The organism is Pseudomonas sp. S9 (assembly GCF_000222125.1).
Lineage (GTDB): Bacteria > Pseudomonadota > Gammaproteobacteria > Pseudomonadales > Pseudomonadaceae > Aquipseudomonas > Aquipseudomonas segetis.
Genome location: NZ_AFFX01000011.1, coordinates 71,169 through 89,505, shown reverse-complemented (window position 1 = coordinate 89,505; position 18,337 = coordinate 71,169). Strand labels below are relative to the sequence as shown.

Sequence of the window (18,337 nt, the reverse complement as noted above, 5' to 3'; positions counted from 1 at the left end):
AAACGGCGGACAGAAAAGCGCTGTCCGCCCTAAATCACCTCTAGAGTGTGACAGCGCGAAGCTTGCCCACCAAACACAACCCATTATCCAAATATTTGTGCAGACAAATCGCGGGCAAAAAAGCGGTACCCACCCTACTGATTTAGGACTGAAAAGTTAAGTTGCAAGCTAGGCGATGGCCTTGCGTGAAAAGTCGCGCAACCTGAAGCCCATCAACAGCAAGCTGGCGAAATAGCTGAGCAAGCCCGCCGCCACCAACACCCCCAGGCGCAACAAACGCTCAAGCATTCCGCCGGAGGACCATTGCGGCATGAAATGCATGACGCCAAACAACACCCCGGCCATCACACTTACCGCCACCACCAGCTTGACCAGATACATCGCCCAGCCCGGCTGCGGCTGGAACATATCAGCCTTGCGCAACTGCCAATAGAGCAAGCTTGCATTCAGGCACGCCGCCAAACCGATGGACAAGGCCAGACCCACATGGGCTAGCGGACCGATAAAGGCCAGGTTCATAAGCTGGGTTGAAAACAAAGTGAAGATTGCGATTTTCACCGGCGTCTTGATGTTCTGCTGCGCATAGAAGCCAGGCGCCAGAATCTTCACCAGGATAATCCCGAGCAACCCCACGGCGTAGGCAATCAACGCCTGCTGCGTCATCAGTGCATCCGTGGCGCTGAATTTGCCGTACTGAAATAAAGATACGGTCAAGGGCTCAGCCAATACCGCCAGGGCTACCGCACTTGGCAGCACCAGGACAAAGCACAGGCGCAACCCCCAGTCGAGCAGACGCGAGTAGTCTTCACGGTTGGCGCTGGCATAGGTTTTCGACAGCGCCGGCAGCAAAATGGTACCCAGCGCAACGCCAAGCACACCAGATGGAAGCTCCATCAGGCGATCAGCGTAATACATCCATGAAACCGAGCCCGCGACCAAAAACGAAGCAAATATGGTGTTGATAATCAGTGAAATCTGACTGACCGACACACCAAAAATCGCTGGCCCCATTTGCTTGAGAACGCGCCATACGCCGCGATCCTTAAGGTTCAGGCGCGGCAACACCAACATCCCCACCTTCTTCAGGTGCGGCAACTGGTAAAGCAACTGCAACACCCCACCGACCAACACCGCCCAGCCCAGCGCCATGATCGGCGGGGCAAAGAAAGGGGTCAAAAACAAGGCAAACACTATCATGCTGAGGTTAAGCAAGGTCGGCACGAAGGCCGGCACAGAGAAGCGATTCCAGGTGTTGAGCACGGCCCCGGCGAGCGACGACAGGGATATCAGCAATATATAAGGAAAGGTAACCCGCAGAAGATCAGTGGTCAGCGCAAAGCGATCGGGCTCATCGGCAAAGCCCGGCGCGGAAATCCACACGATCCACGGCGCCGCCAGGACGCCAAGCAAGGTCACGAATGCAAGCACCAAGGTCAGCAATCCGCTGACGAATGCAATGAAGGTTCGCGTCGCTTCATCGCCCTGCTGGGTCTTGTACTCCGCCAAAATAGGAACAAAGGCTTGCGAAAATGCCCCTTCGGCAAAAATTCTTCGCAGCAGGTTTGGCAACTTGAAAGCCACCACAAAGGCGTCCGAAGCCACGCCAGCACCGAATGTGCGGGCAATAATGGTATCGCGCACAAAACCTAAAACACGCGAAAGCATGGTCAGGGAACTAACGGCGGCCAGCGACTTGAGCAAATTCATGAGATAATGATTTTTCCGCATGCAAGTGAGCCAGCGGACAATCCACCGGCTCACGAAGGCGTCGAGTGTAGCGGCCTGCCACTTGTCAGGCTATAGCTGGGAAACGTCATTAGTCTTGACAGACGAATACCTTCTAGGCATGATTCGCGGCCTTATTTGTTTGCAACCCCAAATTTTCGAGGAGCTTGACGGTGGCCAATACACCTTCTGCCAAAAAACGCGCAAAACAGGCTGAGAAGCGTCGTAGCCATAACGCCAGCCTGCGCTCGATGGTCCGTACCTACATCAAAAACGTTGTGAAAGCTATCGACGCTAAAGATGCTGGCCTGGCCCAAACTGCTTACACTGCAGCTGTTCCGGTCATCGACCGCATGGCTGACAAAGGCATCCTGCACAAGAACAAAGCAGCTCGTCATAAGAGCCGCCTGAATGCCCACATCAAGGCACTCAGCACTGCTGCTTAATTAGCAGTCAGTTCTTGGCGTAACGCCTTAAAAAACCGGTCTCATGACCGGTTTTTTATTGCCTGCAATTTAAAGGTCAGCCGCCTGAGCCGGACAAGCTTGGAGTTGTCGCGCCCTACTTGGCTGCCGGCCAGGGCATGATTGGAATTGCCGCCATCGAGTTCTGCGGACTGCCCTTGATCACCCTGTCGCTGTACACCAGATAGACAAGCGCATTGCGCTTCTGATCAAAGAAACGCACCACCTGCATGGTCTTGAATACCAGCGAGGTGCGCTGCTTGAACACCTCTTCACCCTCTTTAAGCTTGCCAGTGAAGCTGATCGGCCCGGTCTGGCGACAATCAATCGAGGCATCAGAACGATCCTCAGCCAACCCCAAGCCACCTTTGACACCACCGGTCTTGGCGCGCGACAGATAACAGGTTACGCCCTGGACCTTGGGATCATCGAAAGCCTCAACGACAATCTTGTCATTGGGCCCCATCCACTTGAAAACGGTGGATACCTCGCCGATCTCCTCCGCCGAAGCCAGCACAGGCAATATCAGCAACGCACCCAGCAATCCATTTGCCATACGCATAAAGCGCCCTCCTAGACCAGTATCAAATTATCCCGATGAACCAATTCCGGCTCATCAACATAACCCAGCAAACCCTGAATCGCATCGGAGGACTGACCAATGATCTTTTGCGCCTCAAGCGCACTGTAGTTGGCCAAGCCGCGCGCAATCTCCCGACCATCAGCAGCCACACAGACCACCATTTCACCACGGCGAAAGCTGCCCTTTACCGCGCGCACACCAACAGGCAGCAGGCTTTTACGCCCAGTCGACAGCGCCTTGACCGCACCATCATCCAGAACCAATGTCCCGCGGGTCTGCAAGTGCCCGGCAAGCCACTGCTTGCGCGCCGCCAACATACCGCGCTCAGGCGCCAGCAGCGTACCCAGGCGCTCGCCCGACTTGAGCCGCGCCAGGACCTGCTCAATGGCACCGCCGACAATAACCGTATGCGCGCCCGAGCGCGCAGCAAGACGCGCAGCACGCAGCTTGGTCTGCATGCCACCACGACCCAGAGCACCACCCACACCTCCTGCCACGGCGTCCAGGGCCGGATCATCGGCACGCGCCTCGTGGATCAGCTTGGCATTTGGGTTATTACGCGGATCGGCATCGAACATCCCGTCGCGATCGGTGAGGATCACCAACAAGTCAGCCTCGACCAGGTTGGCCACCAGCGCCGCCAGGGTATCGTTGTCGCCGAAGCGAATCTCATCAGTGACCACGGTGTCGTTTTCATTGATCACCGGCACCACATCGAGCTCGACCAGGGTGCGCAAGGTGCTGCGTGCATTCAGATAGCGCTTGCGATCAGACAGGTCATCATGGGTCAGCAAAATTTGCGCTGTGCGCCGGCCATGCTCGGCAAAGCTCGACTCCCACGCCTGGATCAGCACCATCTGGCCAATGGCGGCCGAGGCCTGCAGCTCATGCATCGCACTTGGCCGCGACGACCAGCCCAGACGGCTCATACCAGCGGCTACGGCACCCGAAGACACCAACACCAGCTCCACACCCTGCTCACGCAGTGCGACCATTTGCTGGACCCACACAGCCATCGCCGCGCGATCCAGGCCTCGACCATCTGCAGTCAGCAGCGCGCTGCCGATCTTAACCACCCAGCGCCGTGCGCCAGTTACCTTGTCACGCATGATTCCTCAACCCCAGCCTTGCAGCAAAATGCAAAACATTTACCAGTCACGAAACATACAAAAACGCCGCTATTAAGCGGCGTTGATAATGGCTTAATCCCGGACGTAAAAGATTTCCGGGCCGTCGTCGTCATCTTCATCATCGAAGTCGTCTTCATCGACATCCTCGACGCTCTTGACACCCGAACGACGCAACGCACGCTGATCATCCAAGGCCTGCAGGCGCGCACGCGCCTCATCTTCGATGCGCTGATCCAGCTCAGCCAACTCGGAAGCAAACACAGGGTTTTCAGCGATCTTCTCGGTACGCGCCTCAAGGTAGGTCATGATGTCCTGACACAGGCGTTGGGTGCCTTCGCCAGAAATAGCCGAGATTACATAGACAGGCCCCTTCCAGTCGAGGCTTGCAACAATCTCCGCCACACGCTCATCACGCTCTTCCTCGAGCATTTGATCCGACTTGTTCAACACCAGCCAGCGATCACGCTCAGCCAGCGCCGGACTGAACTTGGTCAGTTCGTCAACGATAGTGACCGCCGACTCGCTCGGATCAGTGAGATCCAGCGGCGCCATATCGACAAGATGCAGCAACAGACGCGTACGCGCCAGATGCTTGAGGAAGCGAATACCCAGGCCAGCACCATCGGAGGCACCTTCAATCAAGCCTGGAATATCGGCAACCACGAAACTCTTGTAGCGATCGACACTGACAACGCCCAAATTAGGGATCAGTGTGGTGAAAGGGTAATCTGCAACCTTTGGCTTGGCCGCCGAGACCGCCCGGATAAAGGTGCTCTTACCGGCGTTAGGCAAACCCAGCAGACCGACATCAGCCAACACTTTAAGCTCAAGCTTGAGGTCACGCGACTCACCCGGCTTACCCGGCGTGGTCTGGCGCGGCGCACGGTTGGTACTGGACTTGAACCGGGTATTACCCAGGCCGTGCCAACCACCCTGAGCAACCATCAGGCGCTGACCCGCCTTGGTCAGGTCACCAATCACTTCCTGGGTGCCCGCATCAATCACCGTGGTACCAACCGGCACACGCAGGACCAACTCTTCACCCTTGCGCCCCGTGCAATCGGTGCTGCCACCGTTGGAGCCACGCTCAGCATCGAAACGCCGGGTGTAACGGTAATCGATAAGGGTGTTGAGGTTCTCATCGGCCATCAAGAACACCGAGCCACCATCACCACCATCACCGCCGTTCGGCCCACCATTTTCGATGAACTTTTCACGACGGAAACTCATACAACCGTTTCCACCGTCACCGGCTTTTACAAAAATCGATACTTCATCGACGAATTTCATGAGCACGCCTCCCACCAGTACAGCGGGTCAACAACAATCAAAGAACACAGGTGCTTGCAAAATTGACCTAGCACAAGAGCTTAATCATAAGCCTTTTATCAGGACAGTTTGGCAAGAACCCCAAGAATACAAAAACAAAAAAGCCCCGCCGCAAGGACAGGGCTTTTAACCTTGCCGCGATTAAGCCGCGACAACGCTCACGTAACGGCGACCTAAGGCGCCTTTTACTTCAAACTTGATCACGCCTTCGATTTTAGCGAAGAGAGTGTGATCTTTGCCCATGCCAACGCCGTAACCAGCGTGGAATTGGGTGCCGCGCTGACGCACGATGATGTTGCCTGCTTTGATAGCCTGGCCGCCATACATCTTAACGCCTAAGCGTTTGGCTTCTGAGTCGCGACCGTTGCGGGTGGAACCGCCAGCTTTTTTGTGTGCCATGAGTCAATACTCCTATAAAGGGATCAGGCTGAAATGAATCAGGCCGAAATACCGGTGATTTTGATCTCAGTGAACCACTGACGGTGGCCCTGACGCTTCATGTGGTGCTTACGACGACGGAACTTGATGATGCGGATCTTATCGTGACGACCTTGCGCCACAACCTCTGCAACAACTTTAGCGCCATCTACAACCGGTGCACCGATTTGAACGTCGTCACCGTTGCCGACCAACAAAACGCGATCGAAAGTGACGGATTCGCCAGTGCCGATTTCGAGTTTTTCGATCTTCAGGAATTCGCCTTCGGTGACTTTGTATTGCTTGCCACCAGTAACAATTACAGCGTACATGGTATATCTCCGTTAATCCTGCTCACCCAGCTCTTTAGAGGGATAGTTATCGGCTGGCATGGCTGCTCGGGGCCGGAAAAGACGCCCTTGCAATTGCGTAAGGCAGGGAAATGCCCAGGGGGAAGTTCAGGGTGCGCGATTGTACGCAAGCTGGTAACGCCGCGCAAGCCCCACAATCACCAAGCAACAGGAGGCCATGGGATGCTGTGCAGTATATTGATGCAGCGCTGCATTTTATGACAGTAATATAGCTGCGCTCAGCCTTTGTTAAGCTGTCATCCAAACACCTTAATCTGCTCAAGCGACTCTGGCCATTACCTTGACAGCCCTGAGCCTGCCGCCTAGCATGCCGCGCAACCTTAGAGGAGCACCTGCAACTGATGCAACCCCAGGCTTTCTACCGCGTGGTGGCGGACGACTTTACCGCCGTTGACGGCATTATCCGTCAACAACTTGTCTCGCGTGTACCGCTGGTAGAGAAAATCGGCGACTACATTATTTCAGCCGGCGGCAAGCGCCTGCGTCCTTTATTGGTCCTGCTCAGCGGCAAGGCACTTGGACTGCAGGACGAGAACCTGCGCCTGCTCGCGGCGACTATCGAGTTCCTGCACACCGCCACCTTGCTGCATGACGACGTGGTCGACATGTCCGATATGCGCCGCGGACGCAGCACCGCCAATGCCCAGTGGGGTAACGCCCCCAGCGTACTGGTCGGTGACTTCCTCTATTCGCGCTCCTTCGAGATGATGGTCGAGCTTGGCTCGATGCCGGTCATGAAAATCCTCTCCAAAGCCACTCGCGTGATTGCAGAAGGCGAAGTGCTGCAACTGTCAAAGATTCGCGATGCCAGTACCACTGAAGCGACCTACATGGAAGTCATTCGCGGCAAAACCGCCATGCTTTTCGAGGCCTCGACCCACAGTGCTGCAGCATTGGCCGGTGCCACGGCAGAACAGACCGAAGCCCTGCGCACCTTTGGTGACCACCTTGGTGTTGCCTTCCAACTGGTTGACGATCTGCTCGACTATCGCGGCGACGCGGCCACTTTGGGCAAGAATGTCGGCGACGACCTGGCTGAAGGCAAGCCGACCCTACCGCTGATCTACACCATGCGCGAAGGTACAGCCGAGCAAGCCGCCCTTGTGCGCCAGGCGATCCAGAAAGGCGGCATCGAGAACCTCGAAAGCATTCGCAACGCAGTCGAAGCCGCTGGCGCACTGGACTACACCGCCAGGCAGGCTCGCGACTATGCTGAACGGGCAATCGCCTGCCTGGATGTGCTGCCTGCCAACGAATACCGCGATGCACTGGTCGAATTAAGCCGCTTTGCCGTGGCTCGAACGAACTGAGGCATTGCCTGCTCCCCGCGAAGCCCGTCCAAGTGACGGGCTTTTTGATGCCCGACGAATAACACTAATTGATCCTTGCTATTATGCGAATAAGAATTATTATCATCTAACACTTACAGGGAGATGAGATATGACTTATTTGATTGATGCCTGGCTTGATCGGCCACATCCTTATCTGCGCATCCTCAATCGTGACACAGGTGAAGTCTGCGTAGTGCTTGAGGAAGAAGCATTGGATGAGCTGCGGGACATGGGCGATTTGGATCTACACGAACTGAGCTCGAGCGAACCCCTGGTACTGAAAGAACTGGTGCGCAACCTGTTCCTGTTCTGCTACGCCCGGGCATTGCGCCTGGACGATCAAACCCTTGCTCTGCGCAAAAAGCGCGCAATCACACTGCGTGAACGCTATGCCAGAACACAGCAATCACGGCACTCAGCGTTTCTGAGCCCGGCATAACCGCTGCCGGACTCAGTACGGACTGGAATTACAGGACTTCGAGCAGCTCGACGTCAAACACCAGAACGCTGTGCGGCGGGATGCTGCCAACGCCTTGGGCGCCGTAAGCCAGTTCGCTAGGCACATACAGGCGCCATTTGCTGCCTGCAGTCATCAACTGCAGTGCTTCAGTCCAACCGGCAATCACGCCGCCGACTGGGAATTCAGCAGGCTGGCCGCGATCGTAGGAGCTGTCGAAAACAGTGCCGTCGATCAGGGTGCCGTGGTAGTGGGCACGAATGGTGTCTTCGCGGGTCGGGGTTGCGCCGTCACCTGTAGCCAGCACTTCATACTGCAGGCCGGAGGCCAGAACCTGGATGCCGTCACGGTTCGCGTTCTCAGCCAGGAAGGCGATGCCAGCGCCGGCTGCCGCTTCGGCCTTGGCGTGGGCTTCAGCCTGCATGACTTCACGGATCACCTTGAAGCTGGCGTTCATCTCAGCTTCGCTAACGCGGCTTTCTTTGCCGGCAAAAGCATCGGTCAGGCCAGCCAGGATCGCTTCCAAGCTCACGCCCGGTGGCGGGTTGTCACGCAGTTGACCGCCAAGTTGACGGCCAATGCCGTAGCTGACGCGTGTTTCGTCAGTAGAAAGATTAAGTTCGGACATGAACTGCTCCGCTGCGGGTTTAAAAGGCCGGCAAGCCTAGCACAAAGCCAGGCCCAGGCTCTAACCGGCACGCAAGTAAAGGACTGGATCAGTTCTCGTGCTTGGTGAGCTTGTCCAGGTAACCCATGGCAAATGCCGAGAGCACGAAAGTCATGTGGATCAGCACGTACCACATCAACTTGTTGTCCGGAATGTTCTTCGCGTCCATGAACACTTTAAGCAAGTGAATGGAGGAAATGGCCACGATCGACGCCGCGACCTTCATCTTCAATGAACCTGAGTCCATCTTGCCCAGCCAGCTGAGCTTTTCCTTGCCGGCGTCGATATCCAGTTGAGAGACAAAGTTCTCGTAGCCTGAAAGCATCACCATGACCAACAGCCCGCCAACCAGCGCCATATCGATCAGCGAAAGAATAACCAGGACCAGGTCGGCTTCAGCCATCGAAAACACGTTGGGCAGGATATGCAAGACTTCCTGGAAGAACTTGAGCGCCAGGGCCAGCAGCCCCAACGACAAGCCAAAATAGATAGGTGCGAGCAACCAACGCGAGCTGTACATCGCATTTTCAATAAAGCGTTCCATGAAGCCTCACCAGGGATAGATTGGCTCGCGATTATACCTGCGCGGTTGCGCCGTAAAAGCCCTCTGAAACACCTTGAAGACTTATTCGGCCAACTGTGGATAACTCTGTGGAGAGGCTCGGGATTAACCGCGCAAACGCAGAAGATACAAGCCTTGCCGAAAAGCCCTTGGCAATCCTTTGATCAGTTTTCCGGATGGAACTGGTAGTCGCCAAGATTACGGCAGCGATGGCCATTTAACTGACGCAACTCAGACTGTATATGCAAGCGCCAGATGAGCAGATCAGGACAACAGCCATAACCTTGATCAGCCAGGCTTTCGGCAATTCCCGCCAAGACCCCCTCTGCCACAGAAGGCCCGTAGAATGGGCCTTGCGCCTTGATTACAGAAGGTTGAGACCCGGAAATACCGGCGGCGCAGATCAGCGTCCAAAGTCCATTTTCGCCGGCCAGTGGCAACACCACGCATTCGATACGCGTGACCAAGCCCAGGCATTGACGTGTGAGGCAGAGACTACGCGACATCGCGGCGACCCTCTCATGATCAGGTCTACAGCCTACACCCGAAAACCACTGATAGGGAAGCCACAGGCGCGGTCGCCCCGCCCGTGGGTTAGTGTGTGGATGGACCCGCGCCAGGAGCCTGCCGCGCCGCCCTCGAATACCGGGCAACTTGCCCGGTACCGAACGCTATAGGGGCAATGCCTTACTCAGGCTTTTCCGTCTTGGATACAGCAGGTTTGGCTGGCACAGGCTTTTTGGCAGGCGGCTTTTTATCGGACGGCGTTGGCACCGCCTTGGCGACCTTTTCGGCTAGAGCTTCAGGCTCCTTGTCTTCTTCGCCCATGTCGATTTCAGCGATCTCGCGCAGACGCTCAACCACCCGTGCGTTGACACTGCCCGTCGGAAACTGGCCCTTGTCGTTTGGCGACCCCACATCTTCGCCAACCAGCAGGCTCAGCGCCTCATCGACATGGCGCACCGCATAAATGTGGAATTGCCCGTCACGAACCGCTTGCAGCACACGATCATCGAGCATCAGGGTCGTGACGTTGGACTGCGGGATAATCGCGCCCTGCTCGCCCGTCAGCCCGCGCGCCTCGCAAAGGCGGAAGAAGCCTTCGATTTTCTCGTTCACACCACCAACGGCTTGCACTTCGCCAAACTGGTTGATCGAGCCGGTAATCGCAAAGCACTGTTTTAGCGGTGTGCGCGACAAGGCTGAAATCAGCGTGCAGACTTCGCCAAGCGAGGCGCTGTCGCCATCGACATAACCGTAGGACTGCTCAAGCGCAATGCTCGCGGAGATCTCCAGCGGAAACTCCTGGGCATAACGACTGCCGAGATACCCGGTCAGAATCATCACGCCCTTGGAGTGAATCGGCTGCCCCAGGTTAACTTCACGCTCAATATCGACAATGCCGGAGCCGCCCGGATACACAGTTGCCGAGATTCGCGCAGGCACGCCGAATGCAGAATCACCAACCTGCAAAACGGTCAGGCCGTTGCACTTGCCCACTGCCGCGCCGCTGGTGTCGATAAGGATAATCCCGGCCAGCATGTCATCGATAATCCGCGCAGAAACGCGCCCGGTGCGGGTTGCCTTGGCTTTGAGCGCGCGCTCGATATGGCCGACATCGGTCACGGTTTCACTGGCCAGTTGGCGGATAAAGTCAGCCTCGCTGACCAGTTGAAACAAGTCGCCAATACGCGCCGACAAGCGTCCCTGATGCTCTGCCAGCCGGGCACTGAAGGTGGCCAGGCGCGCTACTGCTGCCGCAGTCAAGGGCGCCATGCCTTCTTCTGAGGTGCGGGTTTTCATCAACTGGGCAAACTGCTCCAGGCTTTCATCGGCCAAGGGAATGTCCTCGTCGAAATCGACCAGCACGCGAAACATTTCCTGGAAGTCTGGATCATGGTCCTGCAATGCGTAATACAGTTGGCGCGCGCCGATGATGATGACCTTGATCTGCAGCGGTATAACCTGCGGATTGAGGCTGACGGTCGCAATCCGGCCGAGATCCCCCAGCGGCGACTCCATCTTCAGTTGCCGCGATTGCAAGGCGCGCTTGAGCGCGTCCCAGACAAAGGGCTCACCGAGCATTTTCTCGGCTTCTAGAATCAGGAAGCCGCCATTGGCGCGGTGCAGCGCCCCTGGGCGTAGTTGGCGATAACTGGTGTACAACGCGCCTTGGTCATTATTGTATTCAATACGGCCGAACAGGTTGTCGTAGGTCGGATGCGGCTCGAAAACAACCGGAGCACCGCCGTCGACGTGATGGCCAACCACCAGGCTTGGGCAGTATTGCTCCTCAAGCAATTTGCGGGTTTGGGCGTCAACCTTCTCAACATCAACCAGCTGTTCAACTACGGTTTTCAGCAGATTGACCTGCACTGCCTGGAGATAGGCGCAAATTTCTGCGTTCTCGGCGTACTTCTCCGACAGAGGCGATAACAGCGGCTGCAGGGCAACAGTGATGGTTTCTTCGTTCAGCTGACGTAACTGGTTGCTCGACTCACGTTTCCACTGCGGCAAACTGGCCAGCTCTTCGTTCAGACGCTCCTCAAGCATTGCGATATCGAGATGAAAGCGCTCGCGATCCGCTTCGGGCAGTTGCGCAAACTCGGCCTCATCCAATGCCTTGCCTTCCAGCATGGGGGTGAAGGCAATGTTGCTGCTGTCGCGATAAAGCGCGATGCCTTTTTCCAATGACAGGCGCTCGATCACATCAAGCGCCTGGTCATAGCGCTTATTGAAGGCGCGGTCGATGGCGCTCTTCTTCTGCTGATACGAGGGGTGCTCGAACACTGCCGGGAATGTCGCCAGCAGGTTGTCGATCAGCAGGTTGATATCGGCAATGAACTCGCCAGCGGAACCCGCGCTTAGTTCAAGCACGCGGGGCTCGCGCGGCTCGTCAAAATGATTGACATAGACATGGTCGGCAGGCGTGTCCATGCGTTTACCTTCGGCCTTGAGGTAACGCTGCACAAACGAGAAGCGGCCGGTTCCGGGCTCACCCATGACAAAAACGTTATAACCGGGACGGGGCATCGCCACGCCGAACTGCAGGGCTTCTACTGCACGTTCCTGGCCCAAAATACCGCGAAATGGCTCCAAGTCATCTGTGGTCGTAAAGTTGAACTGCTCGGGAGCAAAGGGACGGGTTAGAGCATCAGGCGCTAGCCGCAATTGGGTAGCAACAGAATCAGGCATTGGAGATCCTTGTACGGAGGGCACATACGATAGAAATAATCGCCGCTTCGGACGCTGATCACAAGCTAAAGCAGCGGATCAATGCCGACTAATTCCGATCTGGGCCTATTTGCCTTCGGGCTCAGTCGCTGATTGCGCTTTGCTCGGCGCATGCCAGGCAATAAACAGCTGTCGGCAACACTTGCAGTCGAGCCAGCTCAATGGGTGCGGCGCACTTCATGCACTGACCATAGGTTCCTTCAGCCAGGCGAAGCTTGGCCAGGCCGACCGCATGCAGGCCCTCTTCTGCATCTGCCAGCAGGGCCTCAAGCACCTCATCGTTCTGGCGCTGCGCGGCCTGTTCGGTAAAGTCCGGCGAGTGGCTGCCGGACAGACTTGCCCGAATAGCCGTCGCCCGCACGTTGTACTCGTGGTGCAAGGCATCGAGTAACGCAGAGGGATCGAAGTCAGTCATGGCTGGTTCCTCGCTGATCATCTGCATACAGTGTGTGTCTTTATTGGGAAACCTGCACCTTCCAAGCCACTAATTTAGATGGATAGCTGAGATCTTGATTCAGAACCTTGACACCAGCGGCCAGCATCGCCAAAGCTCCTGTCTGACTTTTCGTATAAGAATCTAAACATTGAAACGGATTTTGGCAGTCTTGGCGGCGTCTTGCTGCGCAACCCTACACGCCGCCCCGAATACCCCTGAAGCTCAGCTGCAAGCACTGGCTATGCCAACCTTCTGGATATCCCTGGGCCATTATGAAACCGGCAAGCTTGGCGGCTGGCGCAGTTATATCGATGACGACGACTTCTTTATCGCCAGCAATGGCGACAGCGATCCTGCGGCTGAGCTGAGCGCCACCGTCAAAGCGCTGTATGCACCCGCCACACTCGCCGACCAGCATGCCCAGTGCAAATATCCGGCGCGCACCCGCTGGCTGAGCGAGCAGCTTTCCCTGACCGACCTGCCGAAACCGCAGTGCCAGAAATACAGCGAGTGGATGACTGAAGTCTCGCCCAACAGCACCGTACTGGTGTTCCCAGCGGCCTATCTGAACAGCCCGTCCTCGATGTTTGGCCACACATTGCTGCGCATCGACCAGGCTGACGTGGACAGCAACAACACGGCCCTGCTCAGCTACGCGCTCAACTTCGGGGCCTTTATCGAGGGCATGGACAACAGCATGCTCTACGCCTGGAAGGGTCTGATGGGCGGCTACCCCGGCTTTTTTGCAGTGGTGCCCTACCGGGAAAAACTGGCGGAATATCGCAGCCTGGAAAATCGCGACCTGTGGGAATACCGGCTTAACCTGACCCCGCAGGAAACCCGGCGCATGATGGAGCATGTCTGGGAGCTCAAGGATATCGAGTTCGACTACTTCTTTTTCGATGAAAACTGCTCGTATCGCCTGCTTGAATTACTTGAAATCGCACGGCCCGGCATCGAGCTGACGGACGACTTCCCGATTACAGCCATTCCGACCGACACAGTGCGTGCAGTCAAGGATGCCGGGCTGATCGAACGCATTGACTACCGCCCATCCCGTGAGCGCGAACTGCTCGGCCGCGCCGTTGAGCTCACAGATGACGAGCAACAATGGGTGCTGCGCCTGGCGGCCGATCAGTCCGCACTGGATGACCCGGCATTTGGGCAACTACCCGAAAAGCGCCGGGCATTGATTCAGGACGGAGCATTCCGCTTGCTGCGCTACCAGTCCACCAGTGGCGAACGTGACGCAACAACTGCTGCGCGCAGCTTCAATCTACTCAAGGCCATTAATCAGAACCCGCCGCCGTTGCTCGACCTTGAGCGCCCCGACTTGCCAGAAGAGGGGCACGAGTCACGCACATGGCAACTGGGTGCCGGTAGCCGTGGTGATAAGGCCTTTGCCGAATATGGCTTGGGCATGGCTTATCACGAACTCAACGACAACCTCTACGGCTTCCCCATAGGCGCCCAGATTGAGATCGCCCAGCTCAAACTGCGCCAATATGAAAACAACCACTGGCAGTTGCAGCAACTCGACCTGGCCAAGATTCGCTCGCTGACACCACGCAATGAACTGCTGCAACCCTGGTCATGGCAGGTTTCAGGTGGAGCGGAACGCGTCTCGGGCAAGGATGACGACGAATCCCTGGCGACCTATTTGACTGGCGGCGGTGGCGGCACATGGCAACTGGCTGACAACACCATCGGCTTTGCGCCGGCCACTGCACGCGTTGAAAACAACCGTGACTTTGCCGCCTTTGTCGCCCCGGCAGCCGGGTTCAATAGCGGGCTGTTATGGCGCAACCCTCTGGGCAACCTGCTCCTGGAAGGCAAGGCCGACTATTTCTATAACGGCGAGGTACGTCGCAGCATCAACCTGACCCAGCAATGGGAGATCTCACGCGACCTTGGTGTGCGTTTCAGCGCCGCCCGTGACTTCAGCCACCTGAGCACGCCAGAAAACACCTTGATGCTGGAACTCAAGTGGTACAACTATTGAGAGCTACTCGCGGGTGGATAAAGCACCTCATCCACCCGCGCGGTTGTGTCCATACTTAGGGTGCGGCAAGGCGAAGCTTGCCCACCATCGCTGGGTTCACAATCAAGCTTGCCAATGCAACGGCTGAAACAACCCGTCCCGCCTGTCGCTTACCAATAGCCCAGAACCTTCCACCAGAACGCACCGACTCCACCCCAAACAGCCAGGTTGGCGATACTCATGACCAGCCCGGCAATCCACCAGCGCCCAAGGCTCACATAGCCTGAACCAAAGACAATAGGCGCGGTTCCGGTCGCATAATGGGTCAGTGACATCATCAAGGATGAGGAGAACGCCAGGATCAGGGCCAAGAGTAATGGTGGCGCGCCCAAGGCAATACCCGCAGCCAGAAAAGCTGCGTACATCGCGGTGATATGCGCCGTGGTGCTGGCAAAGAAATAATGTGAATAGAAGTACACCAGCACCAGCAAGGCGATCACTCCAACCCAGCCCAGTCCGAATGATCCAATCTGCTGCTGGATCACCCCTGAAAACCAGCCAATCAAGCCTAGCTTGCCAAGGAAGCTGGCCATCATGACCAAGGCAGCAAACCAGGTAATGGTGTCCCAGGCGGTCTTTTCTTTAAGAATGTCTTCCCAGGTCAAGACACCCGTCACCAGCAGTATCGAAAGCCCTAAAAGCGCAACAGTGGTGGCATCGAACTTCCAGGCCTCGCCAAGGACCATGGCGGGAACCCCTGCCCAAAGCAACAACAGCAGGGCGAATACAGCCAGCATGATCTTCTCCGGCCCTTTAAAACCACCCAGTTCCTCCAGCTTTTGCTTGGCAAACAGCGTGGCATTCGGGGTTTGCTTTAGCGTTGGCGGGAAGCAGACATAGAGAATCAGCGGCATCAGTAGAATAGCCACAAGCCCCGGCAGCAAGGCCGCCAATGCCCACATGGCCCAGGATATCTCGATGTGGCTGCCGGTCCCCTTGGCGATCAAGCTGACAATCAGGGGATTGGGGGCCGTGGCGGTAATAAACATCGCCGAAGTAATAGGATTGGCGTTGTAGTTGACCAGCGCCAGGTACTCGCCGACTTTCTTTTCCGTGCCCTGCTCCGCCGATGAACCAAAGCTGCTGGCGATGGCGCGCATGATCGGGTGCATGATCGCCCCGCCCCTTGCCGTATTGCTCGGTGTGATTGGCGCCAGGGTCAACTCTGAAAGCGCCAACGCGTAGCCGATACCCAAAGTGCGCTTGCCGAATATCGAAATAAAGTAATACGCAATACGGTTGCCCAGGCCTGTCTTGATCAGCCCCCGCGAAATCATGATGGCAATACCGATCAACCAGATCAGCGAATTGGAAAACCCGCTCAAGGCATCCTTGATCGCAACGCTGGGCTTATCACTGGTCACCCCGGTAATCGCCACCAGCATGATGCCAATCATCGCCAGCGCGCCTATGGGCATGGCCTTGCCGATGATACCGGCGATAGTGCCGATAAAAATCGCCAATAGATGCCAGGCCTCGGGCGTTACGCCTTGAGGGACAGGAATAACAAACCAAATCGACAGAGCAATGGTCAAGGCGATTAACGCCGGGATCGGTTTCATGGTTGCTCCTTAAACGGGTCGGGCATCAACCGGGCATGCGGTTGAAAATATAGCTGCTCATGGCCTATGCGTGAGAAGGCCGGAGCTCGTTCACGCCAGAGCCTGACTGTTATTTATGCAGGTCCTCGCACCTTGCACTGCGAGTAGCACAAACATTATCTGGGCTATTGCTGGCCGCCTTACTGCTCCAGATCAAGCGCTTGGGGATCATGCCCTGCCTGCGAGTACCAACCGATGAAACAGTGGCGGGGCTGACGAAGGCGCCTATGATTAAGGCATATTCATGCTCACTCGAAGGATCGTATGAACAAACACTTAGTTATCAGCTCGCTGCTGACACTGTTTCTGGTAAACCACGCCAGTGCAGTTGAAGTGCCCGAGGCCGCGCAAAGCTGTGTTGTCTGCCACGGCGCGCAAGGGCAAGGCACATCACAAGGTCCCAAGCTCGCCGGGCTTACCAGCCTGTATATGAACGCACAGATCGAGCATTTCATTTCTGGCGAGCGAAAAAACGTGGTCATGACATTAATGGCTGAGAGTCTGGTCGACCTCAATGTTCGCCAACAAGCACTGGCCTACTACGCCGAGCAAGGTACTGCGCCTGAGTTGCAAAAACGCGGTGACGCCCTGGTTCAGTCAGGTGCTGAAAAGCTCTATTACCAAGGTGACCCGCACCGTTCACTACCTGCTTGCTACAGCTGCCATGGCCCATCAGCCGTTGGCGGTGGCCCCTTTCCTCGCCTGGCGGGACAACAGAGCAGCTATTTGAAAGACCAGCTAGTCGCCTGGCAAAAAAAACAACGCAGCGGCGACCCGGACAACACCATGGGCCACATCGCCAGCAAACTCAAAGACAGTGAAATCCAGGCTTTGGCCGATTACCTGTCAGCCATCCAATAGAGGAGCGACCTATGCCTATCAACAAAGCGTGGCTGTTCCTGTTACTGGCTGCTAGCGGATTCGCTCGCGCCGAGGTGCCGATGGCCGACATGCAAGATGAAATCCCGGCGCAACCCAAAGCGGCAAACCTGGATTATTTCAAGCCCCGTGAGCTGAGTGAGATTCCTAAAGGCGCCTTTGGCGACAAGATCCGCAAGGGCTACCAACTGTTCGTCAACAGCCAGCAACTGAGCGGCCAATATGTGGGCAATCAACTCAATTGCACCAATTGCCATCTCGACGCAGGCAGCAAGGCCTATGCAGCGCCAATGTGGGCAGCGTATCTCGCGTACCCTGAGTTTCGTAAGAAAAATAATAGGATCAGCAACTTTGCCGAACGCGTCCAGGGTTGTTTCAACTTTTCCATGAACGGCAAGGCCCCGGCAATCGACTCGCCAGAGCTGGTCGCAATATCGGCCTATTCGTACTGGCTGCTGATGGGCGGTTTGCTGGATGCATTCGGCATGCAGGACCAGCCTGTGCCAGAGATGAGCGACAAAGCCCTGCAAGAAGGCGGTAATGTGGCTTCATTCAAACTACCCGGTCCCTTGACCGACAAGGTCAAGCTCGACGCTCGCGGTCATATGCCGGGGCGCGCTTTCGCTGCACTCGACAATCCTGCGCAAGCCCCCTCGCCTGCGCGGGGCGCCAAGGTCTATGAGCAACACTGCGCCTTGTGTCACGGCAGCGAAGGCCAAGGCAGGGTTATGGCGGATTTGCCGGTCATTCCGGCCCTTTGGGGAGCGCAGTCCTATAACTGGGGCGCCGGCATGCACCGGGTCAATACTGCGGCGACCTTCATTTTCGAGAACATGCCATTGGGCAAGGCCGTACAGCTCACCCCTCAACAAGCCTGGGATGTAGCCGCCTACATGAACAGTCGCGAACGCCCGCAGGACCCGCGCTTCACCAAGGATGTAGCCACTACGGCCAAGACGTTTCACGCAGATGACAACGGCTATTACGGCAAGGAGCTTGATGGCAGCGTCCTGGGTAGCCAAGCCTTCCCGGCAACCAGGGTGAAATAGACGCCTGTGACAATTGCAAAAATGCCGGGCCAACTGTGGCCCGGCATTTTACTGTCGGCTA

17 protein-coding genes and 1 pseudogene are annotated in these 18,337 nt (G+C 56.5%); 6 read left to right on the top strand and 12 right to left on the bottom strand.

The window, feature by feature from the left end; translation table 11 throughout:
• Nucleotides 1-168: 168 nt before the first annotated feature.
• The gene (murJ, locus tag PSES9_RS0119165) at nucleotides 169-1,707 is read right to left on the bottom strand and encodes a murein biosynthesis integral membrane protein MurJ (RefSeq protein ID WP_010489672.1); all 1,539 of its coding nucleotides are present in this window, start codon (nucleotides 1,705-1,707) and stop codon (nucleotides 169-171) included.
• A gap of 191 nt (nucleotides 1,708-1,898) precedes the next feature.
• Here murJ and rpsT point away from each other — a divergent pair, with 191 nt between their 5' ends.
• Nucleotides 1,899-2,171, top strand: coding sequence for a 30S ribosomal protein S20 (gene rpsT / locus PSES9_RS0119160; protein WP_010489670.1), 273 nt, complete (start codon nucleotides 1,899-1,901; stop codon nucleotides 2,169-2,171).
• Nucleotides 2,172-2,286: 115 nt separating this feature from the next.
• Here the strand turns inward: rpsT and PSES9_RS0119155 are convergent, their stop codons facing one another.
• The 5 genes from PSES9_RS0119155 to rplU all read right to left on the bottom strand — a co-directional run bounded on the left by PSES9_RS0119155 (nucleotide 2,287) and on the right by rplU (nucleotide 5,980).
• Nucleotides 2,287-2,751, bottom strand: coding sequence for a CreA family protein (locus PSES9_RS0119155; RefSeq protein ID WP_010489668.1), 465 nt, complete (start codon nucleotides 2,749-2,751; stop codon nucleotides 2,287-2,289).
• 11 nt (nucleotides 2,752-2,762) lie between these two features.
• Complete coding sequence (proB, locus tag PSES9_RS0119150) at nucleotides 2,763-3,881, bottom strand: glutamate 5-kinase (RefSeq protein ID WP_010489666.1); 1,119 nt, start codon at nucleotides 3,879-3,881, stop codon at nucleotides 2,763-2,765.
• A 93-nt stretch (nucleotides 3,882-3,974) separates the two neighbouring features.
• The gene (gene cgtA / locus PSES9_RS0119145) at nucleotides 3,975-5,192 is read right to left on the bottom strand and encodes an Obg family GTPase CgtA (protein ID WP_010489664.1); all 1,218 of its coding nucleotides are present in this window, start codon (nucleotides 5,190-5,192) and stop codon (nucleotides 3,975-3,977) included.
• 180 nt (nucleotides 5,193-5,372) lie between these two features.
• Nucleotides 5,373-5,630 carry a 50S ribosomal protein L27 gene (gene rpmA / locus PSES9_RS0119140; RefSeq protein ID WP_010489662.1) on the bottom strand — a complete coding sequence of 86 codons (258 nt, stop codon included), beginning with the start codon at nucleotides 5,628-5,630 and terminating at the stop codon, nucleotides 5,373-5,375.
• Nucleotides 5,631-5,668: 38 nt separating this feature from the next.
• On the bottom strand, nucleotides 5,669-5,980 hold the full coding sequence (gene rplU / locus PSES9_RS0119135) for a 50S ribosomal protein L21 (protein ID WP_010489660.1): 312 nt from the start codon (nucleotides 5,978-5,980) through the stop codon (nucleotides 5,669-5,671).
• 380 nt (nucleotides 5,981-6,360) lie between these two features.
• Here rplU and PSES9_RS0119130 point away from each other — a divergent pair, with 380 nt between their 5' ends.
• Nucleotides 6,361-7,329, top strand: coding sequence for a polyprenyl synthetase family protein (locus PSES9_RS0119130; protein WP_010489658.1), 969 nt, complete (start codon nucleotides 6,361-6,363; stop codon nucleotides 7,327-7,329).
• Between the two features lie 130 nt (nucleotides 7,330-7,459).
• A pseudogene (locus PSES9_RS23935) lies at nucleotides 7,460-7,681 on the top strand (PA4570 family protein); the annotation flags it as partial.
• 136 nt (nucleotides 7,682-7,817) lie between these two features.
• On the opposite strand, the gene PSES9_RS0119120 reads toward PSES9_RS23935, so the two are convergent.
• The 5 genes from PSES9_RS0119120 to PSES9_RS0119100 form a co-directional block, all read right to left on the bottom strand.
• Nucleotides 7,818-8,435 carry an FKBP-type peptidyl-prolyl cis-trans isomerase gene (locus PSES9_RS0119120; RefSeq protein WP_010489654.1) on the bottom strand — a complete coding sequence of 206 codons (618 nt, stop codon included), beginning with the start codon at nucleotides 8,433-8,435 and terminating at the stop codon, nucleotides 7,818-7,820.
• 88 nt (nucleotides 8,436-8,523) lie between these two features.
• Nucleotides 8,524-9,018, bottom strand: a complete 495-nt coding sequence (locus PSES9_RS0119115; protein WP_010489653.1) for a TIGR00645 family protein — start codon at nucleotides 9,016-9,018, stop codon at nucleotides 8,524-8,526.
• Between the two features lie 182 nt (nucleotides 9,019-9,200).
• Nucleotides 9,201-9,542, bottom strand: a complete 342-nt coding sequence (locus PSES9_RS0119110) for a PA4575 family protein (protein ID WP_010489651.1) — start codon at nucleotides 9,540-9,542, stop codon at nucleotides 9,201-9,203.
• A 181-nt stretch (nucleotides 9,543-9,723) separates the two neighbouring features.
• Complete coding sequence (locus tag PSES9_RS0119105; protein ID WP_010489650.1) at nucleotides 9,724-12,231, bottom strand: Lon protease family protein; 2,508 nt, start codon at nucleotides 12,229-12,231, stop codon at nucleotides 9,724-9,726.
• 121 nt (nucleotides 12,232-12,352) lie between these two features.
• Nucleotides 12,353-12,685, bottom strand: coding sequence for a TraR/DksA family transcriptional regulator (locus PSES9_RS0119100; protein ID WP_029529661.1), 333 nt, complete (start codon nucleotides 12,683-12,685; stop codon nucleotides 12,353-12,355).
• 169 nt (nucleotides 12,686-12,854) lie between these two features.
• On the opposite strand from PSES9_RS0119100, the gene PSES9_RS0119090 reads away from it, so the two are divergent.
• Nucleotides 12,855-14,708, top strand: coding sequence for a lipoprotein N-acyltransferase Lnb domain-containing protein (locus PSES9_RS0119090; RefSeq protein ID WP_010489648.1), 1,854 nt, complete (start codon nucleotides 12,855-12,857; stop codon nucleotides 14,706-14,708).
• A 149-nt stretch (nucleotides 14,709-14,857) separates the two neighbouring features.
• Here the strand turns inward: PSES9_RS0119090 and PSES9_RS0119085 are convergent, their stop codons facing one another.
• The gene (locus tag PSES9_RS0119085) at nucleotides 14,858-16,309 is read right to left on the bottom strand and encodes a DASS family sodium-coupled anion symporter (protein WP_010489647.1); all 1,452 of its coding nucleotides are present in this window, start codon (nucleotides 16,307-16,309) and stop codon (nucleotides 14,858-14,860) included.
• Nucleotides 16,310-16,612: 303 nt separating this feature from the next.
• On the opposite strand from PSES9_RS0119085, the gene PSES9_RS0119080 reads away from it, so the two are divergent.
• Nucleotides 16,613-17,209 carry a c-type cytochrome gene (locus PSES9_RS0119080; RefSeq protein ID WP_010489646.1) on the top strand — a complete coding sequence of 199 codons (597 nt, stop codon included), beginning with the start codon at nucleotides 16,613-16,615 and terminating at the stop codon, nucleotides 17,207-17,209.
• 11 nt (nucleotides 17,210-17,220) lie between these two features.
• Entirely contained in the window at nucleotides 17,221-18,276 is a 1,056-nt protein-coding gene (locus PSES9_RS0119075; RefSeq protein ID WP_010489645.1) for a c-type cytochrome, read from the top strand.
• The last annotated feature ends 61 nt before the right edge of the window (nucleotides 18,277-18,337 follow it).

Bases quoted from the DNA above. Each gene is read 5' to 3' on its own strand.
- rpmA (WP_010489662.1), bottom strand. From the start codon at position 5,630: ATGGCACACAAAAAAGCTGGCGGTTCCACCCGCAACGGTCGCGACTCA.
- murJ (WP_010489672.1), bottom strand. From the start codon at position 1,707: ATGAATTTGCTCAAGTCGCTGGCCGCCGTTAGTTCCCTGACCATGCTT.
- PSES9_RS0119130 (WP_010489658.1), top strand. From the start codon at position 6,361: ATGCAACCCCAGGCTTTCTACCGCGTGGTGGCGGACGACTTTACCGCC.
- rplU (WP_010489660.1), bottom strand. From the start codon at position 5,980: ATGTACGCTGTAATTGTTACTGGTGGCAAGCAATACAAAGTCACCGAA.
- PSES9_RS0119075 (WP_010489645.1), top strand. From the start codon at position 17,221: ATGCCTATCAACAAAGCGTGGCTGTTCCTGTTACTGGCTGCTAGCGGA.
- PSES9_RS0119085 (WP_010489647.1), bottom strand. From the start codon at position 16,309: ATGAAACCGATCCCGGCGTTAATCGCCTTGACCATTGCTCTGTCGATT.
- PSES9_RS0119110 (WP_010489651.1), bottom strand. From the start codon at position 9,542: ATGTCGCGTAGTCTCTGCCTCACACGTCAATGCCTGGGCTTGGTCACG.
- cgtA (WP_010489664.1), bottom strand. From the start codon at position 5,192: ATGAAATTCGTCGATGAAGTATCGATTTTTGTAAAAGCCGGTGACGGT.
- proB (WP_010489666.1), bottom strand. From the start codon at position 3,881: ATGCGTGACAAGGTAACTGGCGCACGGCGCTGGGTGGTTAAGATCGGC.
- PSES9_RS0119100 (WP_029529661.1), bottom strand. From the start codon at position 12,685: ATGACTGACTTCGATCCCTCTGCGTTACTCGATGCCTTGCACCACGAG.
- PSES9_RS0119105 (WP_010489650.1), bottom strand. From the start codon at position 12,231: ATGCCTGATTCTGTTGCTACCCAATTGCGGCTAGCGCCTGATGCTCTA.
- PSES9_RS0119155 (WP_010489668.1), bottom strand. From the start codon at position 2,751: ATGCGTATGGCAAATGGATTGCTGGGTGCGTTGCTGATATTGCCTGTG.
- PSES9_RS0119080 (WP_010489646.1), top strand. From the start codon at position 16,613: ATGAACAAACACTTAGTTATCAGCTCGCTGCTGACACTGTTTCTGGTA.
- PSES9_RS0119120 (WP_010489654.1), bottom strand. From the start codon at position 8,435: ATGTCCGAACTTAATCTTTCTACTGACGAAACACGCGTCAGCTACGGC.
- PSES9_RS0119115 (WP_010489653.1), bottom strand. From the start codon at position 9,018: ATGGAACGCTTTATTGAAAATGCGATGTACAGCTCGCGTTGGTTGCTC.